The 19260-nt window shown below is 70.9% G+C and carries 18 protein-coding genes; 13 read left to right on the top strand and 5 right to left on the bottom strand.

Translation table 11 applies throughout. From position 1 onward, the window contains the following. Positions 1-12: 12 nt before the first annotated feature. Positions 13-1368, bottom strand: coding sequence for a glutamine synthetase family protein (locus tag ABZV42_RS34345; protein ID WP_355987105.1), 1356 nt, complete (start codon positions 1366-1368; stop codon positions 13-15). 515 nt (positions 1369-1883) lie between these two features. On the opposite strand from ABZV42_RS34345, the gene ABZV42_RS34340 reads away from it, so the two are divergent. The 10 genes from ABZV42_RS34340 to ABZV42_RS34295 all read left to right on the top strand — a co-directional run bounded on the left by ABZV42_RS34340 (position 1884) and on the right by ABZV42_RS34295 (position 12336). Continuing rightward, a complete protein-coding gene (locus ABZV42_RS34340) occupies positions 1884-2072 on the top strand; it encodes a ferredoxin (protein ID WP_037622194.1) in 189 nt (62 codons plus the stop codon). 5 nt (positions 2073-2077) lie between these two features. Then, the gene (locus tag ABZV42_RS34335; protein ID WP_355987102.1) at positions 2078-3283 is read left to right on the top strand and encodes an FAD-dependent oxidoreductase; all 1206 of its coding nucleotides are present in this window, start codon (positions 2078-2080) and stop codon (positions 3281-3283) included. A gap of 19 nt (positions 3284-3302) precedes the next feature. Next, entirely contained in the window at positions 3303-4109 is an 807-nt protein-coding gene (locus ABZV42_RS34330) for an acetoacetate decarboxylase family protein (RefSeq protein WP_355987101.1), read from the top strand. Positions 4110-4143: 34 nt separating this feature from the next. Further along, complete coding sequence (locus ABZV42_RS34325) at positions 4144-5607, top strand: aldehyde dehydrogenase (protein ID WP_355987100.1); 1464 nt, start codon at positions 4144-4146, stop codon at positions 5605-5607. Continuing rightward, positions 5600-6535, top strand: a complete 936-nt coding sequence (locus tag ABZV42_RS34320; protein WP_356055375.1) for a 3,4-dihydroxyphenylacetate 2,3-dioxygenase — start codon at positions 5600-5602, stop codon at positions 6533-6535. The genes ABZV42_RS34325 and ABZV42_RS34320 overlap by 8 nt, the downstream gene beginning before the upstream one ends. A 10-nt stretch (positions 6536-6545) precedes the next feature. Further along, on the top strand, positions 6546-7391 hold the full coding sequence (locus ABZV42_RS34315; protein ID WP_356055373.1) for a fumarylacetoacetate hydrolase family protein: 846 nt from the start codon (positions 6546-6548) through the stop codon (positions 7389-7391). Between the two features lie 155 nt (positions 7392-7546). Beyond that, on the top strand, positions 7547-8173 hold the full coding sequence (locus tag ABZV42_RS34310) for a TetR family transcriptional regulator (RefSeq protein ID WP_355987094.1): 627 nt from the start codon (positions 7547-7549) through the stop codon (positions 8171-8173). A 169-nt stretch (positions 8174-8342) separates the two neighbouring features. Next, positions 8343-9803 carry an APC family permease gene (locus ABZV42_RS34305; protein ID WP_355987092.1) on the top strand — a complete coding sequence of 487 codons (1461 nt, stop codon included), beginning with the start codon at positions 8343-8345 and terminating at the stop codon, positions 9801-9803. A gap of 335 nt (positions 9804-10138) precedes the next feature. After that, positions 10139-11629: an aldehyde dehydrogenase gene (locus ABZV42_RS34300; protein ID WP_356055371.1), complete on the top strand. Its 1491-nt coding sequence runs from the start codon at positions 10139-10141 to the stop codon at positions 11627-11629. Beyond that, positions 11626-12336, top strand: coding sequence for a gamma-glutamyl-gamma-aminobutyrate hydrolase family protein (locus tag ABZV42_RS34295; protein WP_356055369.1), 711 nt, complete (start codon positions 11626-11628; stop codon positions 12334-12336). Before ABZV42_RS34300 ends, ABZV42_RS34295 begins: the two co-directional genes overlap by 4 nt. 95 nt (positions 12337-12431) lie before the next feature. On the opposite strand, the gene ABZV42_RS34290 is transcribed toward ABZV42_RS34295, so the two are convergent. Both ABZV42_RS34290 and ABZV42_RS34285 read right to left on the bottom strand, forming a co-directional pair. Then, on the bottom strand, positions 12432-13004 hold the full coding sequence (locus ABZV42_RS34290) for a MarR family transcriptional regulator (protein WP_356055367.1): 573 nt from the start codon (positions 13002-13004) through the stop codon (positions 12432-12434). Between the two features lie 214 nt (positions 13005-13218). Next, the gene (locus tag ABZV42_RS34285; RefSeq protein WP_356055365.1) at positions 13219-13818 is read right to left on the bottom strand and encodes an RICIN domain-containing protein; all 600 of its coding nucleotides are present in this window, start codon (positions 13816-13818) and stop codon (positions 13219-13221) included. Positions 13819-14299: 481 nt separating this feature from the next. Between ABZV42_RS34285 and ABZV42_RS34280 the strand changes: the two genes are divergently transcribed. Next, a complete protein-coding gene (locus ABZV42_RS34280; protein ID WP_356055363.1) occupies positions 14300-14902 on the top strand; it encodes a DUF4240 domain-containing protein in 603 nt (200 codons plus the stop codon). A gap of 24 nt (positions 14903-14926) precedes the next feature. Here ABZV42_RS34280 and ABZV42_RS34275 read toward each other — a convergent pair whose 3' ends face one another. Beyond that, entirely contained in the window at positions 14927-15286 is a 360-nt protein-coding gene (locus ABZV42_RS34275) for a MerR family transcriptional regulator (protein WP_355987081.1), read from the bottom strand. Between the two features lie 94 nt (positions 15287-15380). On the opposite strand from ABZV42_RS34275, the gene ABZV42_RS34270 reads away from it, so the two are divergent. Both ABZV42_RS34270 and ABZV42_RS34265 read left to right on the top strand, forming a co-directional pair. After that, a complete protein-coding gene (locus tag ABZV42_RS34270) occupies positions 15381-15896 on the top strand; it encodes a hypothetical protein (RefSeq protein ID WP_356055361.1) in 516 nt (171 codons plus the stop codon). A gap of 312 nt (positions 15897-16208) precedes the next feature. Beyond that, positions 16209-17564, top strand: coding sequence for a beta-1,3-glucanase family protein (locus ABZV42_RS34265; protein ID WP_356055359.1), 1356 nt, complete (start codon positions 16209-16211; stop codon positions 17562-17564). Between the two features lie 44 nt (positions 17565-17608). Here the strand turns inward: ABZV42_RS34265 and ABZV42_RS34260 are convergent, their stop codons facing one another. Then, on the bottom strand, positions 17609-19216 hold the full coding sequence (locus ABZV42_RS34260; RefSeq protein ID WP_356055357.1) for an FAD-binding oxidoreductase: 1608 nt from the start codon (positions 19214-19216) through the stop codon (positions 17609-17611). Positions 19217-19260: the final 44 nt, after the last annotated feature.

Genomic DNA, 19260 nt, shown 5'->3' with positions numbered 1-19260 from the left:
GCTTCGACGGGGTTACAGGTGGTAGGCGTACTCGGTGAACTCCCAGTCGGTGACGTGCCGTCCGAAGCGTTCGACCTCGTCCCGCTTGTAGGTGAGGAAGGACGTGGTGAAGTCCTTGCCGAGGATGTCCGTCAGGGCGGTGTCCGCCTCCAGGGCGTCCAGCGCGGCGGCCAGGCTCGTGGGCAGCAGGGCGGAGCGGGCGGTGTCGTAGCCGTAGCCCTCCAGAGGAGCCTCGGGCTCCTCGCCGGCCCGCACGCCGAGCAGCGCGGCGGCGATGGTTCCGGCGATCAGCAGATAGGGGTTGGCGCTGGCGTCGCCGAGCCGCAGTTCCAGGCGGGCCCCCGAGCCGCGCTCGGGCGGGACGCGCACCATGGTGCTGCGGTTGTCGAGACCCCAGTCGATCAGCCAGGGCGCGAGGGTGTCGGGTCCGAAGCGCTTGTACGAGTTGACGGTCGGGTTGGCGAGCGCGGCGAGCGCGGGCGCGTGGGCGAGGATGCCCGCGATGGCGTGGCGGGCGGTGGCCGAAAGGCCGTGGGCGCCCGACGGATCGTCGAAGGCGTTGTGGCCCTCGGTGTCTTCGCAGGACAGGTGGAGGTGGAATCCGGAGCCGCCCGCGTCGCCGAACGGCTTGGCCATGAAGGTGGCGAGGTTGCCTTCCTGGCGGGCGAGCTCCTTGACGGCGGCCTTGAAGCGGAAGGCGCGGTCGGCGGCGTCCAGGGCGGTGGAGTGGGTGAGGTTGATCTCGTACTGGCCGCCGTCGAACTCGTGGTTGCCGGTGATGACGCCGAGGCCGAGGTCGCGCAGTTGGCGCAGGGTACGCAGCAGATGGTTGCCCGGGTCGGCGCGCAGCCCGGCGGTGTAGACGGCGCCGGTGGACTCCGGGGAGCGGCGCCAGCCGGTGGGCGTGCCGGGGGCGGGCTCCAGCAGGAAGTACTCCAGCTCGGGGCCGACGACGGGGCGCAGGCCCTGCTCGGCGCAGCGGGCCAGGACGGTCCGCAGCAGGTCGCGGGGTGATTCGGGGGCAGGGGCGGAGGTCGCCGGGTCGGTGACCTCGCCCAGGCAGGTCGCGACGCCGGGTTCCCACGGCAGTACGGCCGCGGTGGACAGGTCGGGGCGTACGGACACGTCGGGCAGACCGGCGTCCAGGCCGCCCGCGACGGGGACCACGTCGCCCTGGGGCGTGGTGTGGTAGACGGCCCGGCAGAAGGCCAGTCCGTGCTCGCAGGCCGAGGGCAGGTGGTCGAGCAGGACGTCACGGGCGCGGTCGGTGCCGATCAGGTCGGGATAGACGACCCTGACCACGTCGACGCCCTCGGCGGCGAGCCGCTCCATGTGCCGGCGGATCTCTGGGGTGTCGGATGCGCTCACCGTTGTCTCCTTGGCGGAAGGGTGGGTGTCCCCGTGGCCTGAGGCGCCGGGGACGCGTGGTGTGCAGAGAACGGGAGCCGGGGTGCGGGGAGGCGGGGGTGTCGTCGGGAACAGTCCGGCCCGGCGGTGCTCGGCGTGGTTCCTCGTGGCGTTGTCGCGTCATCCGAGTACGTGCCGTACGCGGATGAGGCTCCGCTTTCCCGATTCACCGCGCCGGGCCCCGTGGCCTGGCCCGAACTGCTCCGGACGACATCCCCGGGTCGGACCCCGAGTCGGTCGTTTGAATCCGAACGGTATGAGTCGGGTTCCGGTCCCGCAAGGGGCCGACGGTAAGAATTTATCCACCTGGACAGGTATTGACCAGGGTCGAACGGCTTCCTATGTTGTTTGAAGCCAAACGAGTCAGGGAGGCGGTTCCGCCTCCCTTTGGCCGAGGGGCCCGGTCCCATACCGGCCGGGCCCCTCTCTTCCCCTCTCCCTTCGCTCTGTCGCCCGCATCCTCAGGAGGACCGGCCATGAAGGTCGTCGTCGACATGATCAAGTGCCAGGACCACGGCCAGTGCGTCTTCGCCGCCCCCGACGTCTTCTCGATGGACGACGCCGGCCACCTCGCCTACGTCTCCGATGTGGACGAGGCGCTGCGCGACGAGGTCGAGGAAGCCGCGGACGTGTGCCCGCTCCAGGCCATCCGGATCGAGGGCTGAGAGCCATGACCGGACGCGTAGTCGTCGCGGGCGCCTCGATGGGCGGCCTGCGCGCCGCCGAACAACTGCGCGCGGCGGGCTGGACCGGCGCCGTCACGGTCGTCGGCGACGAGCCGCACATGCCCTACAACCGGCCTCCGCTCTCCAAGGAAGTCCTCGCGGGCAAAGCGCCGTTCGAGTCCCTCGCCTTCGCCCCGAAGGCCGCCGCGGCCGACGTGGAGTGGCGCCTCGGGACACGGATCACCGCGGCCCGCCTCGACGAACGGGTCGTCGAACTCGCCGACGGCGAAAGGCTGTCGTACGACGGACTGGTCGTCGCCACCGGAATGCGCCCCCGGCGGCTCCGGTGCCCGGGCCCGCTCGTCGGACGCCACACCGTCCGCACCCTCGCCGATGCCCGGATCCTGCGCGACGCGCTGATCCGTCCCGGAGCACGCGTGGTCGTCGTCGGCGCCGGATTCATCGGCTGCGAGGTCGCCGCCACCGCCGTCGGACTCGGAGCGCACGTCACAGTCGTCGATCCGCTGCCGCTGCCCATGGCCGGACCGCTCGGCGACCTGCTGGGCGGCGCGCTGCTCAAGCGGCACGAGGAGCGCGGAGTGCGCTTCGCGCTCGGCATGGGAGTCGCAGGATTCGAGGGCGGCGAACGCGTCACCGGAGTCGTCCTCGGAGACGGAACGGTCCTGGCGGCCGACGTGGTCGTGGAGTCCGTCGGCTCGGTCGCCAACACCGAATGGCTGGACGGCAACGGACTCGACCTGTCCGACGGCGTCCTCACCGACGAACACCTGCGGGTCGGCGGACGCTCCGAGGCCGTCGCGGTCGGCGACGTCGCCCGCTTCCCCAACGCCCGCTACGACGGCGTACCCCGCCGGGTCGAGCACTGGTCCATCCCCACCGACACCGCCAAGCACGCCGCCAAGGTCCTCGCCGCCCATCTCGGCGGCACGGAAGCCGAGTCGGCGCCCTTCGCACCGCTGCCCACCTTCTGGAGCGACCAGCACGAGTTCCGGCTCCAGTCCTTCGGCTCACCCCTGCTCGGCAAGGACGACGTGCGGATCCTGGACGGCGACCCGGACGGCGACGTCGTCGTCGGCTACCACGCGGCCGGCCGGCTGGTCGGCGTCGTGGCCCTCGGCGGCCAGTCCGCCGCGATGCGCGCGGCCCGCTACCGCGCCCGGCTGCTCGAGCAGCCCGCCCTCACCGCGTAACGAAGCGTAAGGAACCGCTATGTCCCCTGTCCGTGGCTACTTCCACCCCAAGACGGCCGGCGGCACCTCGTCGCTCATCCCGTCGCCGCCGTGGCGCTACTCCGGTGACCTGCTCACCATCGAGTACCGCACGGATCCCGCCCGTGTGCGTGAACTTCTTCCCGAACCGCTGGAGTTGGCCGACGAGGACCCGGGCGCGGTCGCGCTGATCTGGGCCGACTGGCAGTCCTGCTCCGGCTCGGCCGAGGAACTGCTCGACCCGGTCCGCGCCCAGTACAAGGAGGCCTTCGCGGTCGTCCGCTGCAAGTACCGCGGACAGACCTACACTCGCTGTGTGTACATCTGGGTCGACAAGGACTTCGCCATCGCCCGCGGACTCCACCAGGGTTACCCCAAGAAGCTCGGGTCGATCCACCAGACCCGCCCGCACCCCTACGGCCCGGCCCCGCGCATCGAGGCCGGCGCCCGCTTCGGAGCCACCCTCGCCGCCGCCGACCGGCGCCTCGCCGAGGCCGTGGTCACCCTGCGGGAGCCGTCCGAGACCAACGGCTTCGTCAACGGCCACCCCATGGCCCACCACCGCTGGCTGCCCTCCATCGAGAAGGGCAAGGGCCTCGCGCTCGACGAACTGATCGAGACCGGCGCCGCCTCCTTCGAGGGCGGACAGCCCTGGGTCGGCGAGGCGGACCTGACGCTGTTCGAGGCGCCCACCGAGGAACTGGCACGCCTGGAGATCCGCGAGCCGATCGCCGCCTACTACCGGCAGGTCGGCGTCGTCTGGGACGGCGGACGCCTTCTGGAGTCCGGCACCTCCGGCGCCGAGTGACCCCCTCACCCACCACAGGACTTGGAGTCCGGACATGACCGAGCACACCCTCACGGTGGCCGGGGTCGCCGTCGACACCCGGCACTGGATCGGCGGCGAACGCGTCGCCTCCGCCCATACGTTCACCGATGTCTCACCGATCGACGGCAGCGTCCTCGGCGAGATCTCCCGGGGCACCGAGCGGGAGGCCGCCGCGGCCGTGGCCGCCGCGAAGGCCGCCTTCCCCGCCTGGGCCGCCACCTCCCGCGCCGAACGCGCCCGCTTCCTGCACGCCGTCGCCGACGGCGTGGAGAAGCGCATCGAGGACCTGGCGATCGTCGAGACCACCGATAACGGCGCCCTGCTGCGCTCCCACCGCCGTGGTGTGATGCCGCGCGTCGCCCACAACTTCCGCTTCTTCGCCGACTGGCTCCTGAAGCTGGACCACGAGGACTTCGAGACCCGCGGCCACACCAACCACGTCAGCTGGGACCCGGCCGGCCCCTCGGTGCTGATCACCCCCTGGAACGCCCCGCTGATGCTGTCGACCTGGAAGGTCGCCCCGGCACTCGCGGCAGGCAACACGGTCGTACTCAAGCCCGCCGAATGGACCCCGCTGACCGCCTCGCTGCTCGCGGACATCGCGGCCGAGGCCGGACTGCCCGCCGGCGTCCTCAACGTCGTCCAGGGCTACGGGTCCGAGATCGGCGACGCCCTCACCTCGCACCCCGACGTGCGCCGCATCAGCTTCACCGGCTCCGTGCCGACAGCCAAGCGGATCACGCAGTCGGCGGCCGCGAACCTCACCCCACTCAGCCTCGAACTCGGCGGCAAGTCACCCCTGTTGGTGTTCGCGGACGCCGACCTGGACCTCGCCGTCGACCTCGCCGTCGAGCAGTACGACAACGCGGGCCAGGTCTGTCTCGCCGCCACCCGCGTCCTGGTCGAGGAGAGCATCGCCGGGGAGTTCACCCGCCGCTTCGCGGAGAAGGCCGCCACGATCGTGCAGGGCGATCCGCGCGACGAGGCCACGGACATCGGCCCGAACATCCACGAGCGCCAGCTGGAGAAGATCGACGGCTTCGTGCGGCGCGCCCTCGCCGCGGGCGCCCGCGCGGTCATCGGCGGCCACCGCGGCGAGGGCCGGTACTACGCGCCGACCCTCCTCACCGACGTCGCCCAGGACTCCGAGATCGTCCAGGAGGAGGTCTTCGGACCCGTCCTGACCCTCCAGACCTTCACCACGGAGGAGGAGGCGGTCCACCTCGCCAACGACACCCGCTTCGGGCTCGCCGCCACCCTCGCCACCGGCGACCGGGACCGCGCCGCACGCGTCACCGAACGGCTCGTCGCCGGAACGGTCTGGGTCAACTGCTTCTTCGTACGCGACCTCCAGGCCCCCTTCGGCGGCTCCCGGCACTCCGGCGTCGGCCGCGAGGGCGGCAGCTGGAGCTTCGACTTCTACTGCGACCTGAAGAACACCGTGACCGCGCCGAAGGGATGGAAGGACCATGGGTGAGATCGTCGGGGCCGGGCTGCTGGCCCACGTCCCCACCGTCGTGCTCCCCGAGGAGATCCGGCTGGAGCTGAACGAGGGCAAGGAGATCACCCTCGTCACCGGCCTGGAACAGCTCCGCGAGGAGGTCTTCGAGCGCGACGACTACGACACCGTCGTCGTCCTCGACTCGCACTGGGCGACCACCGTCGAGTTCGTCGCCACCGCCCAGCCGCGCCGGGCCGGCCTGTTCACCTCCGAGGAACTGCCGCGAGGCATGTGCCGGATGCCGTACGACTACCCCGGAGACCCTGAACTCGCCCACAACATCGCGAAGTTCGCGGACAAGCACGGCACCTGGATCACCGCGATCGACGACGAGTACCTGCCGGTCTACTACGCCACCATCAACCTCTGGAAATTCCTGGGGGAGGGGCTGCCCGGCAAGCGGTGGGTGACCATCGGGGTGTGCCAGACCGGAGACATGGAGGACCACCTCCGTCTCGGCCGCGCCCTCGCCGACGGCATCGCCGCGACCCCCGGCCGCCGGGTGCTGCTCATCGCCTCGGGCGCCCTCTCGCACACCTTCTGGCCGCTGCGCGAACTGCGCGACCACGAGTCCAGCGACCCGGCGCACATCTTCACCCCCGAGGCGCGCGCCGCCGACCTGGAGCGCATCGCCTGGTTCAAGGAGGGCCGCCACGACAAGGTCCTCGACACCATGGACGAGTTCTGGAAGTACAGGCCCGAGGCCAAGTTCTTCCACTACCTGATGATGGCCGGCGCCCTCGGCGAGCAGGCCTGCGTCGCCATGGCCCGCCAGTACGGCGAGTACGAGAACTCCATCGGCACCGGCCAGGTCCACCTCTGGTTCGACCGTCCTGCCGACGGCTGGACCGGCATCGGAACCCCCGCCACCGCCGCGCCCCACAACCCGCACCGACGTTCCTAGGAAGGCAGCCATGCCCGAATACCGCCGCATCCTTCTCGACGGCGCCGCCGTCCAGGTCACCGTCGACGGGGACGAACTCGTCGCCGGGGACGGCCGCCGCGTCAAGACCGAGGAAGCGCACCACCTGCCCCCGGTCGTGCCCTCCAAGGTGATCGCCGTCCACCTCAACCACCGCAGCCGCGTGGACGAGTTCGGCATCGAACTCCCGCCCACTCCCACGTACTTCCACAAGCCGACCTCGGCCCTCAACTCCCACAAGGGCGCCATCGTCCGCCCCGAGGGCTGCAAGTGGCTCAACTACGAGGGCGAGGTCGCCATCGTCATAGGGAAGACGGCACGCAACATCTCCCCGGCCGAGGCGGGGGAGTACATCGCGGGGTACACCGTCGCCAACGACTACGGCCTGCACGACTTCCGGGACACCGACGCGGGCTCCATGCTCCGCGTCAAGGGCTCCGACACCCTCTGCCCGCTCGGCCCCGGCCTCGTCACCGACTGGGACTTCCGCGGCAAGAGCCTGCGCACGTACGTCAACGGCGAGGTGGTGCAGGACGGTTCGACCGACGAGATGCAGTGGGACATGCACTATCTCGTCGCCGACATCGCCCGCACCATCACCCTGTACCCCGGCGACGTCCTGCTGTCCGGCACCCCGGCCAACTCCCGTCCCGTACAACCAGGTGACGTCGTCGAGGTCGAGGTCGAGGGCCTGGGACGGCTCACCAACCACGTCGTGACCGGCCCGGCCGCGATCCGCGCCGACGTCGGCGCCCAGCCCACCGAGTCCGAAGAGGTCCTGTCCACCGCGCTCGGCGGGGACTGGGAGTTCCGCGGCATCCGCCCGCCCCGGCGCTGATGCCCGCCGCACGAGGGCGCCGCGGCGGGCGGGACGCCGCGAGCCGCCCGGCAGGCCGCTCAGGAACGCGGCGCACGGAGCCCGGCACGAGCACCTCCACAGGGCCCGTGCCAGGCCGCGCCGGGCCCCGTGAGCAGGCGGGTAGGGTCGGGGCCATGACCGAAACCGCCGAGACTCCTGAGGAACGCAAACCGCGCCGGCGCATGAACTACGGGGAGGGCCGCGAAGCCCTGCTCAACGCCGCGGTGCGGGTCGTGGCCCGGGGCGGGCTGCGCCGGCTCACCTACCGGGCCGTGGCGGAGGAGGCCGGCACCACGCACGGTCTGGTCGTGCATCACTTCGGTTCACGGGACGCGCTCATCGAGGAGGCGGTCGCCCACGCGATCCGCACCTCCCTGAACACCAGCGCGCTCGAACCCGGCACAGGCAACATCGAGGAGTTCTCGGTGGGGGTGTCCGACATGGTCACGGCCGATCCGGACATTCAGTCGTTCCAGTACGAGCTGCTCCTGGAGGCCAGGCGCCGCCCCGAACTGCTGCCGCATCTGCGCGCGTTGTACGACGAGTACTTCGACGCCACCGGACGCGAGCTGTCCCGCATGCTGCCCGACGGCGCCGGGCAGCCGCTGACCCGGCTCGTCTTCGCCGCCCTCGACGGCCTGGTGCTGCACCAGCTCGTCTTCGGCGGCCCCGAGATCACCGACGCCGCCATTGAGGAGCTGCGCTCGCTGCTGCGGCTGCTGGAGGCCCAGCGTCGCACCGCCGCCGATGGCCGCGAATAGCTGTCTGACCTGCGCGTTCATGGGCCCCGGACTCCTGTCGTCCGGGGCCTTTCGCATTCCGGGCAGGAAACGCGGCCCAGCCCCTTGTCAAACGGATAGTTCCAGCCCAGTATGAGGCAACTCGTTTGGCCTGAAACGAATCCCTCTTCCTCACTGGCAGGTGATCCGAGTGGACAGTCAGACTGCGGTCGTCAATCAGACCGCGCCCGACGCCCCCACGGCAGGCAAGCTCAAGCCCAATTCGCTCGGCGTTCTGGGCATCCTCTTCTTCGTCCTCTCCGCCCAGGCGCCGCTGACCGGCGTCGCGGGCGCCGTCCCCATCGCCGTCGGCGTCGGCAACGGTGCGGGAGCGCCCGCCGCCTATGTGGTGGCGGGTCTGATCACACTGCTCTTCTCCGTCGGCTTCGTGGCCATGGGCCGGCACGTCGTGGACGCGGGCGCCTTCTACACGTACATCGGCAAGGGGCTCGGCCGGACCGTCGGCACCGGCAGCGCCGGGGTCGCGCTGTTCGCCTACTGCGCGATACAGGCCGCCATGTACGGCCTGTACGGGGCGACCGTCAACGGCCTGCTCGCGCACTACACCGGGGTGGACGTGCCCTGGTGGGCGTGCGCCCTGGTCACGATGGTCATCGTCCAGGTGCTCGGAAGCGCGGGCATCGAGATGGGCGCGAAGGTGCTGGCGGTCTTCGTCCTGGCGGAGTTCAGCATCCTCACCGTCTTCGCGCTGGTCACCTTCTTCAAGGGGGGCGGGCCGGAGGGGCTGGCCTTCACCCAGTCCTTCTCGCCGAGCGCGGCGTTCAAGGGCGCACCGGGAGTGGCGCTCATGTTCGCCGTGGCGTCGATGATCGGCTTCGAGGCCACCGCGATCTACGGCGAGGAGGCGCGCGAACCCCGCAAGACCGTCCCGCGGGCCACCTATACGGCCGTCGCCTTCGTCACCGGCTTCTTCGGCTTCGCCTCCTGGATGCTGGTCTCCGCGTACGGCCCCTCGAAGGTGTCCGGGGCCGCGGGCAAGGCCCTGGAGAGCGGGGACTCGACGGGCTTCGTCTTCGCGCCCATCGCCGACCTGTTCGGCACCTGGGTCAACGACGTGCTGCCCGTCCTGCTCGCCACGTCCCTCTTCGCCGGCATCCTCGCCTTCCACAACTCCGCCAACCGCTATCTGTTCTCGCTCAGCCGCGACGGACTGCTGCCCCGCCCGCTGTCGTCGATCAACAGCCGCCACTCGCCCAGCGTCGCCGGGTGGGTCCAGACGGCCGTGGCGGTACTGCTGGTCGTCCCGTTCGCACTGGCGGGCAAGGATCCGGTGCTGACCCTCTTCTCGTGGGGCAGCGGCGTGGCCGTCCTCGGCATCATGGCCCTGTACCTGCTGACCTCGGTCTCCGTGGTCGTCTTCTTCCGCCGTGCACGCCTGGACACCCGGCCGTGGAACACACTGATCGCCCCCTCCCTGGGAGCCCTCGGTGTGGCCGTGGCGATCTGGCTGATCGTGCAGAACTTCACCACGCTCATCGGGGGCGCGAGCAGTACCGCCCTCGTGCTGGAGCTGATCGTCCCGGCCGTCCTCGTCCTGGGTGTCGTGGCGGCACGGCTCACCCGCGACAGAACCGGGGCGGCCGGCGGCTGACGCACGCCGGGCCGGTCAGCCGGCCCGGTTGCCGTCCGGCATCAGCAGGCCCGGTCCGCCGTCGGGTATCAGTCGGCCCGGTCCGCCGTAAGACCGAGGGAAACGTCGGCCGGCCGGTGGGCGCTCGTCGGGCCATGGGCTCCAGTTCCATGGCCCGGCTCCGCGCCGGCGGCCCGCGGGGTCCACCCCGTGGCGTGCGGACCGCTCCGCTCCACCGGTCCCGATCCGGCCCCGCACCATCGCGGTGGTGATCTCCGGGTGCAACCGCACCACCGGACGCTGATCCAGCACGTCCGGCCGACCGTTTGAGTTCAAATCACTTTTGGAGGTCCCGCATGCTCGCCGTCACCCACGAGGAGTGGCTGCTCCGGGCCAAGTCCCTGAGCCTCTCCGGCGCCCACCACATCGACGGCGCCGACGAGGACGGCTCGGGAGCGGCCTTCGACGCCGTCTCGCCCCGCGACGGCCAGGTGCTCACCCGGATCGCCGACGCGGGCAGCGCCGAGGTGGACGCGGCCGTCGCCGCCGCCCGCCGCGCCTTCGACACCGGCCCCTGGCCCCGCCTCGCCCCCGCCGGGCGCGGCGCGATGCTGCTGCGCATCGCCGACCTCCTCCAGGAACGCAGGGCCGACCTCGCGCTCACCGTCAGCCTGGAGATGGGCAAGCCGATCACCGACGCGTACGAGATCGAGCTCCGCGCCCTGATCAACACCTTCCGCTGGTACGGGCAACTGGCGGACAAGCTCACCGACGAGTCCCCGCACACCGCCGTGGACGCGCTCGCCCTGGTCACCCGCGAACCGGCCGGTGTCGTCGGCGCGGTCGTGCCGTGGAACTTCCCCCTCACCCTCGCCGGCTGGAAGGTCGCCCCGGCCCTCGCCGCCGGCTGCACGGTCGTCCTGAAGCCCTCCGAGAACTCGCCCCTGTCCGCGCTCCTCCTGGGCCGGATCGCCACCGAGGCGGGACTGCCGCCCGGCGTCCTCAACGTCGTGGGCGGCACCGGCCCGGTGGCAGGCCGGGCGATCGGCCTCCACCCGGACGTCGACGTCCTCGCCTTCACCGGTTCCACCGCCGTCGGACGCCACTTCCTGCGCTACGCCGCCGACTCCAACCTCAAGCGCGTATGGCTCGAACTGGGCGGCAAATCCCCGAACATCATCCTTCCCGACGCACCCGACCTGGAGAAGGCGGCCGCCACCGCGGCCTGGGGCATCTTCTTCAACCAGGGCGAGATGTGCACCGCCCCCTCCCGGCTGCTCGTGCACACTTCGATCGCGGAACAGGTCACCGAGTCCGTCGTACGACGCGCACGGGACCTGCGGATCGGCGACCCCCTCGACCCGTCAACCGAGATGGGCGCGCTGGTCGGCGAAGCGCACCTCGGCCGAGTACAGGAGCACATCGCCACCGGCGTCGCGGACGGCGCCCGGCTCCGTACGGGCGGCTCCCGCACTCGAGCCGACTCCGGCGGCAGCTTCCTGGAGCCGACCGTCTTCGACCAGGTGAACCCCGGCATGAGGCTCGCCCGGGAGGAGATCTTCGGCCCGGTCCTCGCGGTCCTGACGTTCGACGATCTCGACGACGCCGTACGCCTGGCCAACGACACCGAGTACGGGCTCGCGGCGGGCCTGTGGACCTCAGACCTCTCCACCGCGCACCGGGTCTCCCGAGCCCTGAAGGCCGGCACGGTCTGGGTCAACTGCTACGAGGAGGGCGACCTGACCGTCCCCTTCGGCGGCATGAAGCAGTCGGGCAACGGCCGCGACAAGTCCGCCCACGCCCTGGAGAAGTACACCGAGATCAAGACGACCTGGATCCAGCTGTGACCCGCCCTCTGATCGCCGTTCCGGCCCGCTTCTCCGCGACGACCTCCGCGCTGCGGTACGCCGCCGAGGTCAACGCCCGTGCCCTGATCGAGGCGGTGTGGCGGGCTGGCGGCGAACCGGTGACCATCCACCCGGCCGATCCAGCCGTCACGGACGTGACCGGGCGCCTCGCCCGCTTCGACGGCGTCCTGCTCCCCGGCGGCGGCGACCTCGCTCCGCACCGCTACGGTGCCGCCGACACCCACGACAGCGTCTACGACGTCGACGACCTCCAAGACGCCTTCGACCTCGAAGTAGCCAGCAGGACACTGGAATTGGGCCTCCCCCTGCTGGCCGTGTGCCGCGGTCTCCAGGCCGTCAACGTCGCCCTCGGTGGCACCCTGGAACAGGACATGGGCGGCCCCGAGCGCGAACACCGGCACGTCGTGCACCCGGTGACCGTCGAGCGCGGAACCCTGCTGGAACGGGCCACCGCCGTGCAGAAGGCCGAGGCTTCCTGCTACCACCACCAGCGGGTCGATCGCCTGGGCTCAGGTCTGACGGTCAGCGCACGCGCGGCGGACGGGACCGTCGAGGGCCTTGAACTCGCGGGCTCCGAAGGGTGGTTCACCGCCGTGCAGTGGCACCCGGAGGACACCGCGCACGAGGACCCGGTCCAGCAGGCCCTGTTCGACGCGCTGGTGAACGCGGCCCGCGGCGGACACTGACTCCGTCGCATTCTCGATCTCAGCCCGTCGCCCGTCGCCCTCGGTCAGTGGCCGTCGGTCAGTCACCTCGGCCCGGCGGCCTCGGCTCTTCGCCCTCAGCCCTTCGCGCGTCGGCCGCTGCGGCGACGCGCCGGTTCGGCACCGTCGAGGAGGGTGAGGCGGCGTTCCTCGCCCTCCTCCTCGACCTGGTGCACGACCTGTCGCAGGCCTTCCGCGACGCTGCGGCACTGCTCGTCGCTGAGCCGGGAGGCGACGAATGCCTCCTCCTCGTTGAACCGGGGGAACAGACGTTGCATCAACGCCTCGCCTTCGCCGGTGAGACTGAGGAGCTTCAGCCGTCCGTCGGACGGATGACCGGCGCGTGTCATGAGCCCCCGTCCCTCAAGGGTCCGGGACACGCCGGTGAGCGTGCCCTTGGAGATCCCGGCCTCCTCGGCGACATGCCGGGTCTCCGACTCGCCCCAGACCCAGACCACCCAGAGCACGACGAAGGACGTCCACGTCAGATCCGCGTCGCGCAGCACCGAGTTCTCCAGGTGCTGACGGACCGCGGAAGCGGCACGGTAGATGTTCGCGACCACCGCCATCTGCTCGCGGTGTATCGGTATGCCGCCCAGCTTCGCAGCCGCCAGCTTCTCCGCTTCGGTGATGGACCGATGGCCGGGCACAGGCACGCTCCCTTGATCGTTCGGATCCAAATTGTACGGGACGCGCTCTGGCCCCGGGCCGACGGATCACACGTCTCCCTGCCGGTCCGCCGCTGGGCGCGGGTGGGGAAGACGAGGAGGCGGAGGCTCGCGCCTGGGGCCTGGGCCGACTGGCGTACGTCGGCCCAGGCCTCGTTCGCCCCGCTGCCGCGGAGTCACGGTCGTGGGGTGACTGCTACGGCACGATCGTCCAGCGCTGCCGGGCGCCGTCGGTGCAGTTCTCGATCGTCACGTAGGCCGCCTCCCGCGCCGACGGCACCAGGCACTGGTGCGCGGCCTCGTTGCGGAGGCGGAGGGAGCCGTCCCCGTACATCTCCGCCTGCCAGCGGTGGCCCGTGCCGTCGTCCCTGGCGCCTCGGTCACCGCAGTCGTGCAGCAATGAACGTTCGCCCGGCCGAGGCTCACGGGTGTCCACGATGCCGACGCACCGTCCGCCGCTGCCGAACGCCTTGAGCCGGAGGAGGTTGTCGCCCGCGCTGGCGTATTCCATGTCCCAGCGCTGGGCGGGAACGTCGTTGCGCCGACGGGTGGTCAGCGGGGTGCCGTCACGGCCGGGCTCACCGAACTGGTCCAGGTAGAGGCCGTTCCACGCGCGAAACCGGACCCGCTGGTCACCGGTCTCCCACACGCGTTCGGACACCCCACGGGAATTGTCCCACCACCGCTGGGAGGGACTGTCGTCACACGCCAGGGCCAGGACGTTCTGCTCGTTGCCCAGACCCGTCAGACACAGCCCCGGATAGGCGGAGTTGTGCCAGCGCAGCGGGCAGCCCATGGTCGGAACCCTGCATGTTGTAGGTGGCGAACGGCAGGCTGCCGTCCGACGAGGGGTCGACCCGCCGGTCGTCCGCCCGCGCCGAGTGGCCACCCGCGCCAGGAGCGGCACCCACCAGCAGGCCGGCCGTCAGCAGCACGGAGGCGAGAACGGCGGTCCGCCGCGATCCGCGGGGGCCGGAGCGCGCCTCGGCGCGGGACCGGAATAACGGTAATTGCATCGTGCTCTCCCTTGTGGAGCGATCTGTGTACGGCTGCGAACAATCGCACGAACGATCTCTTCAGTTCGGCAGTTCCGTGTCAAGAGTCCCTCATGCGCCACGCGCGCCGGGTTGCCGCAGAAATGCGCGACCGCCTCCGCGCCGAATTCCAGCCACGCCGCACGCCGGTCCGGGTGCGCGTGCCGGTCTGCCGTGCCGCGCTCGTCGCGCGGGACGTCGGCGAAGAGGGCGCTGTCAGACCTGTGCGGCAGAGTGCCCGTCATGGACATCTCTGAGTTCTGGACCGTCATCGATGCCGCTCGCTCGGCGACCACGACGGACAAGCCGTTCGCCGAAGCGGTGACCGACCATCTGGCCACCCGCGCCAAGGAAGACATCCTGGGCTACCAGGAGCGCTTCGACGAGGCGAGGGGTGCTGTGTACCGATGGGACGTGTGGGCGGCCGCCTACCTCATCGGGGGAGGCTGCTCGGACGACAGCTTCATGGACTTCCGCGCCGGCGTCATCGCCCTGGGCCGCGACTGGTACGAGAAGACCGCGGCCGACCCCGACAGCCTCGCCGAACACCCGGCGGTGCTGGTCGCCGCCGGGGCGCATCGCGACGAGGCTCTGTTCTACGAGGACGTCAACTACGCGGCCGCTCGGGCATTCGGGCGCGTCACCGGCGACGAAGAGGACTTCTACGAGGCCTGGACCGCGTACGCGGCCTCACGTGACCGGCCTGAACACGACAGCGCCGACATGGGCGAGGACTTCGACTTCGACGACGACGCCGAGATGCACGCCCGGCTCCCACGGCTCGCGGCCCTTTGCCTCGGCGGCGTCGTACCGGGCTCGTCCGATGGTCCCCAGGAATCGACCTGAGCCGGCCGAGGCCACGGTCGCCTTCTACTGTCCGGCCGCCCGCAGTGGGCATCCGCTGCCGATCCGCGTGGTCAGGTCGGCCCGCAGACTGGTCAGTTCGGCGATGCGGGCGTCGACGACCTGAAGCTTCTCCTCGAAGAGCGTGGACAGGGCTTCCGCGCTGTCCGGTGCTTCGCGCAGTGTCTCGCCGGTCCGCATGATCTCCGCCAGGGAGAATCCGAGCGCCTGGGCGGTGCGGACGTATTCGAGCCAGGCCACCGTCTCGGGCGGGAAGTCGCGATACCCGTTGGGGAGACGTCGACCTGTGACAAGGCCGACCTTCTCGTAGAACCGGATCGTGTCTCTGGTCATGCCTGCCTGGGCCGCAAGCTCACCGATGCGCATGCCCCTCCCACCGGATATCGGGCTTGACCTTGGACCCTACTCCACTGTTTAGCGTGAGGCGTCGCCGTCAACGAGAGCAGCAGGAGCCTTGCCCGTGAGCCGTCTTCGCACACCCGCGCACCCCGCCTACCTCCGCGTCGTACGCGCGAGCGCCTGGTACGACCTGGCCGTCACGGCCGGATTCGCGACTCCGTGGACCTACACCCTGGTACACGACGCGCTGTCGTCGTGCGGCAAGGCGCTCGGGCTCGGCGCTCTGCCCGAACTCGACCCGTGGCAAGCCCTGTTCGCCAATCTGATGGGGTCGGTGGTGGTCGTCTGGGCGGTTCTGCGCATCGTCAGGCCGCTCCCGGAGCACGGACTGTTCGACGGCATCGCGCGCGCCCTGTTCGCGACATGGCAGGCGTACGCACTGGCCCACGGTGTGTCGCGGATCCTGTGGCCCTTCCTCGGCCTTGAGGTGGCATTCGGTGTCCTCCAGCTCGTGCCGTGGAGCCTTCGCCGAAACGCAGGCCCCGCCGCCCGAAACGCAGGCCCGGCCGGCGCAGACCCCGCGGGCGGGGACGCGGGCCCGGCCGGCGGACGCCCGATCGGCACAGCGAGTCGGTGACGTGCGGGGCGTACGCAGAGGGATGCGCTCGGCCGGTCCCCGCGCCGCCCGCGCCACGCTCCTCGGAGAGGTCAACTCTTGAATGCGGGGCCCGGCGTGAGGCGGTCGCGGTGTCGGGATCCGAACGCCTCGGCCTGTCGGGCGAGGCCGAGTGGCGGCGGATGGGGCCCCGTTGGGCCTGACACCCGAACTCCGTTGATTTCAGCTTCAGTTGTTGACGTCTGAAGAGTGCGGGGATACAACCCGGAGAGAGCGCTCTCCCTGCTGTTGCTCCGCCCCCACACACGCCGATCCGGCATGAGGAGATCCCACATGCAGCCATCAGCCAGCGCCCATCCCCAACGGCCGTCGAGCGGCACCGCACGGGCCCGTACGGCTCTCGGTCTCGTCGTCGTCCTGCTCGCCGCCTGTGTCGCCTTCCTGAGCCCGTCACCGGCGCACGCCGCCGACCAACTGCTGTCCCAGGGACGGCCCGCCGCAGCCTCCTCGGTCGAGAACGGCTCCTTCCCGGCCGGGGCCGCGGTCGACGGCAACACCGGCACCCGCTGGTCCTCGGCCTTCTCCGACCCGCAGTGGCTGCGCGTCGACCTCGGGTCGGTCCAGCAGCTCACCCGCGTCAGCCTCAACTGGGAGGCCGCCTACGCCACCGCCTTCCAGATCCAGACCTCCAGCGACGCGAACACCTGGGCCACCGTGTACTCCACGACGACCGGCACCGGTGGCACCCAGAACCTCAACATCACCGGCAGCGGCAGATACGTGCGCGTCCTCGGAACGACGCGAGCCACCCCGTACGGCTACTCCCTCTGGGAGTTCCAGGTGTACGGGCCCGGAAGCACGACTCCGCCGGACGACTTCTGGGGGAGCACCGGCGACATACCCGCCGCGAACAACGCCGTGGAGGTGAAGGTCCTCAACCGCACCAACGGCAAGTACCCCGACAGCCAGGTGTACTGGAGCTTCAACGGCCAGGTCCACTCCATCGCCGAGCAGCCCTACCTCGACATGCCGGCCAACTCCGCCGGCCGGATGTACTTCTACCTCGGCTCGCCCAACGGTCCGTACTACGACTTCATCGAGTTCACCGTCGGCAACAACGTCTTCAACGGCAACACCACCAGGGTCGACGCCTTCGGTCTCAAACTGGCGATGCGCCTGCACTCCAAGGACGGGTACGACACCGAGGTCGGTGAGAACCGGCAGACCTTCGCCGAGGACCGCGCGACGACCTTCCAGCGGTTCACGGCCGCCGTTCCTGACCAGTTCAAGGTGCTGGCCCAGACCCAGTCCCCGTACCGCATCATCGCGCCCGGCAGCGACCCGAGCTTCCGGGCCGGCGGCGCCAACGCCAACTACTTCACCGCCTATGCCCAGTCCGTCGGCGTGAGCGCCGCCACCTCCGACATCTTCGGCTGCGCGGCGGCGCTGGCGGGCAACCCGAACATGTGCGCCGCCCTCAACCGCCATGTGGCGACCCTGCCGGCCGCCCAACAGGGCGATCCCGCCCAGTACTACAAGGCGGCGCCCGCCAACTACTACGCCAAGTTCTGGCACGACAACGCCATCAACAACCTCGCCTACGGCTTCCCCTACGACGACGTTGCGGGCCAGTCCTCCTTCATCTCCCACGGCAGCCCGCAGTGGCTGCTGGTCGCCGTCGGCTGGTAGCCGGGCCGTGAGCACGAGGGCCGTGCCGGCCCGGCGGCGCCGGGTCAGCGAAGAGGGTCGATCACGACGCCGGGATTGAGGATCCCGGACGGGTCCAGCACGGCCTTGCCCGCCCGCAGGGCGGCGGCGAAGAGGTCCGGGCGCTGCCGGTCGTACCACGGCCGGTGGTCCCGGCCCACCGCGTGGTGGTGGGTGATGGTGGCGCCGTGCGCGATCAGCGCCTCGGAGACCGCCTGCTTGATCTCGTCCCACTGCTCGACGGTCCTGCCCCACTCGCCCGCGGCGTAGACCCCGAAGTACGGGGCGGGACCGTCGGGGTAGACATGGGTGAACCGGCAGGTCACGACACCCGTGGCGCCGACCTGGCGCATGGCGTCCTGGGCCGCGGTGTCGACGGCCGCGCGGAGCCCGGCGAACCTGTCCCAGGTGCAGGCCGTCTCGAACGTCTCCACGATCATGCCCTGAGCCGCGAGGGCGTCCCGCTGGTACGGCATCCGCAGGAAGGAGGAACGCCAGGTGTCGGCGGCCGAGGTGCGCGCGGCTGTGTCCGAGGTGTCGGTGTAGCGGGGCGGCTCCGGAAGGGTGCCGCCGTGGTCGCGGCAGAGTTCCAGCGCGCGTTCCATCCAGGCGGTGACGGGGTGGTCGGCCGACTCGAAGCCGAGCACCAGGACCGAGGCCGGGCTGCCCGCGTTGATGAACGCCTCCATCGGGTCCAGCAGCCGGCAGTTGGCCGGGTCGAGCCCGGACTGTGCGAGGGCCCGTACGGCCCGGACGCCCGCCTCGTACTCCTTGAACGCGACGGACGCTCCGGCCCGCCAGCGCGGCCGGTCCTGAAGGCGTACCCAGGCCTGGGTGATGACCCCGAGCGCTCCCTCGGAACCGAGGAACATACGGTCCGGCGACGGACCGGCACCAGAACCCGGCAGACGGCGGCTCTCGACGACACCGGCCGGTGTGACCACCCGCAGCGACTGGGTGAGGTCGTCGATGTGCGTGAGGCGGGTCGCGAAGTGACCGCCGGCCCGGGTCGCCAGCCAGCCGCCGAGACTGGAGAACTCGAAGGACTGGGGGAAGAACCGGAGCGTGTACCCATGGGGCCTGAGCTGCCGCTCCAGATGAGGGCCGAGGACGCCGGCCTGGACGAGCGCCGCCCGGCTGGTGCCGTCCACCTCGAGGACCCGGTCCAGTGCGCCGAGATCCAGGCTCACCACGCCGGCGTACTCCGCACCCGTACGGACTTCGACGCCTCCCACCACGGAGGAGCCGCCGCCGAAGGGGACGACCGCGATGCCGGCGCCGTCGCACCACTCCAGCGTCTGTACCACCTCCGTCTCCGAGGTGGGTCGCACGACGAGGTCCGGCACATGGGGCAGCTTCCCGAGCAGCGCGCGGACGACGTCACGGAAGGCCTGGCCATGGCTGTGCGCCAGCCGGTCGCGGGTGTCGTACGACGCCAGCCGGGCCAGCGCGGACGGAGCGGTCACCCGGCTCGGCGCCAGGTCGAACGACTCAACCGGAGGTGGCTCGTGCCGGGTCAGATCCGCGTGCGGAAGCAACTCGGCCGTGCGCCGAGTGAGTTCCGCCCGCTCCGCGCCGGTGACCGCGTCCTCGACGTTTCCCCAGCCCCACCACGAACGCGTCCCGCTGCTCATCGTGCCTCCAGCCCCTGAACTGAACGTCGGGTAACTTACCGGTC

Source organism: Streptomyces sp. NPDC005281 (genome assembly GCF_040607495.1).
In the GTDB taxonomy this organism is placed as follows: Bacteria; Actinomycetota; Actinomycetes; order Streptomycetales; family Streptomycetaceae; genus Streptomyces.
Note: the sequence above shows the minus strand (reverse complement) of the source record. Positions and strands in the feature narration are given on the sequence as shown.

Excerpts from the sequence above, each read along its gene's own strand:
- ABZV42_RS34310 (WP_355987094.1), top strand. The coding sequence starts at position 7,547 with ATGACCGAAACCGCCGAGACTCCTGAGGAACGCAAACCGCGCCGGCGC.
- ABZV42_RS34300 (WP_356055371.1), top strand. The coding sequence starts at position 10,139 with ATGCTCGCCGTCACCCACGAGGAGTGGCTGCTCCGGGCCAAGTCCCTG.
- ABZV42_RS34330 (WP_355987101.1), top strand. The coding sequence starts at position 3,303 with ATGTCCCCTGTCCGTGGCTACTTCCACCCCAAGACGGCCGGCGGCACC.
- ABZV42_RS34340 (WP_037622194.1), top strand. The coding sequence starts at position 1,884 with ATGAAGGTCGTCGTCGACATGATCAAGTGCCAGGACCACGGCCAGTGC.
- ABZV42_RS34275 (WP_355987081.1), bottom strand. The coding sequence starts at position 15,286 with ATGCGCATCGGTGAGCTTGCGGCCCAGGCAGGCATGACCAGAGACACG.
- ABZV42_RS34325 (WP_355987100.1), top strand. The coding sequence starts at position 4,144 with ATGACCGAGCACACCCTCACGGTGGCCGGGGTCGCCGTCGACACCCGG.
- ABZV42_RS34285 (WP_356055365.1), bottom strand. The coding sequence starts at position 13,818 with ATGGGCTGCCCGCTGCGCTGGCACAACTCCGCCTATCCGGGGCTGTGT.
- ABZV42_RS34265 (WP_356055359.1), top strand. The coding sequence starts at position 16,209 with ATGCAGCCATCAGCCAGCGCCCATCCCCAACGGCCGTCGAGCGGCACC.
- ABZV42_RS34280 (WP_356055363.1), top strand. The coding sequence starts at position 14,300 with ATGGACATCTCTGAGTTCTGGACCGTCATCGATGCCGCTCGCTCGGCG.
- ABZV42_RS34320 (WP_356055375.1), top strand. The coding sequence starts at position 5,600 with ATGGGTGAGATCGTCGGGGCCGGGCTGCTGGCCCACGTCCCCACCGTC.
- ABZV42_RS34260 (WP_356055357.1), bottom strand. The coding sequence starts at position 19,216 with ATGAGCAGCGGGACGCGTTCGTGGTGGGGCTGGGGAAACGTCGAGGAC.
- ABZV42_RS34315 (WP_356055373.1), top strand. The coding sequence starts at position 6,546 with ATGCCCGAATACCGCCGCATCCTTCTCGACGGCGCCGCCGTCCAGGTC.
- ABZV42_RS34335 (WP_355987102.1), top strand. The coding sequence starts at position 2,078 with ATGACCGGACGCGTAGTCGTCGCGGGCGCCTCGATGGGCGGCCTGCGC.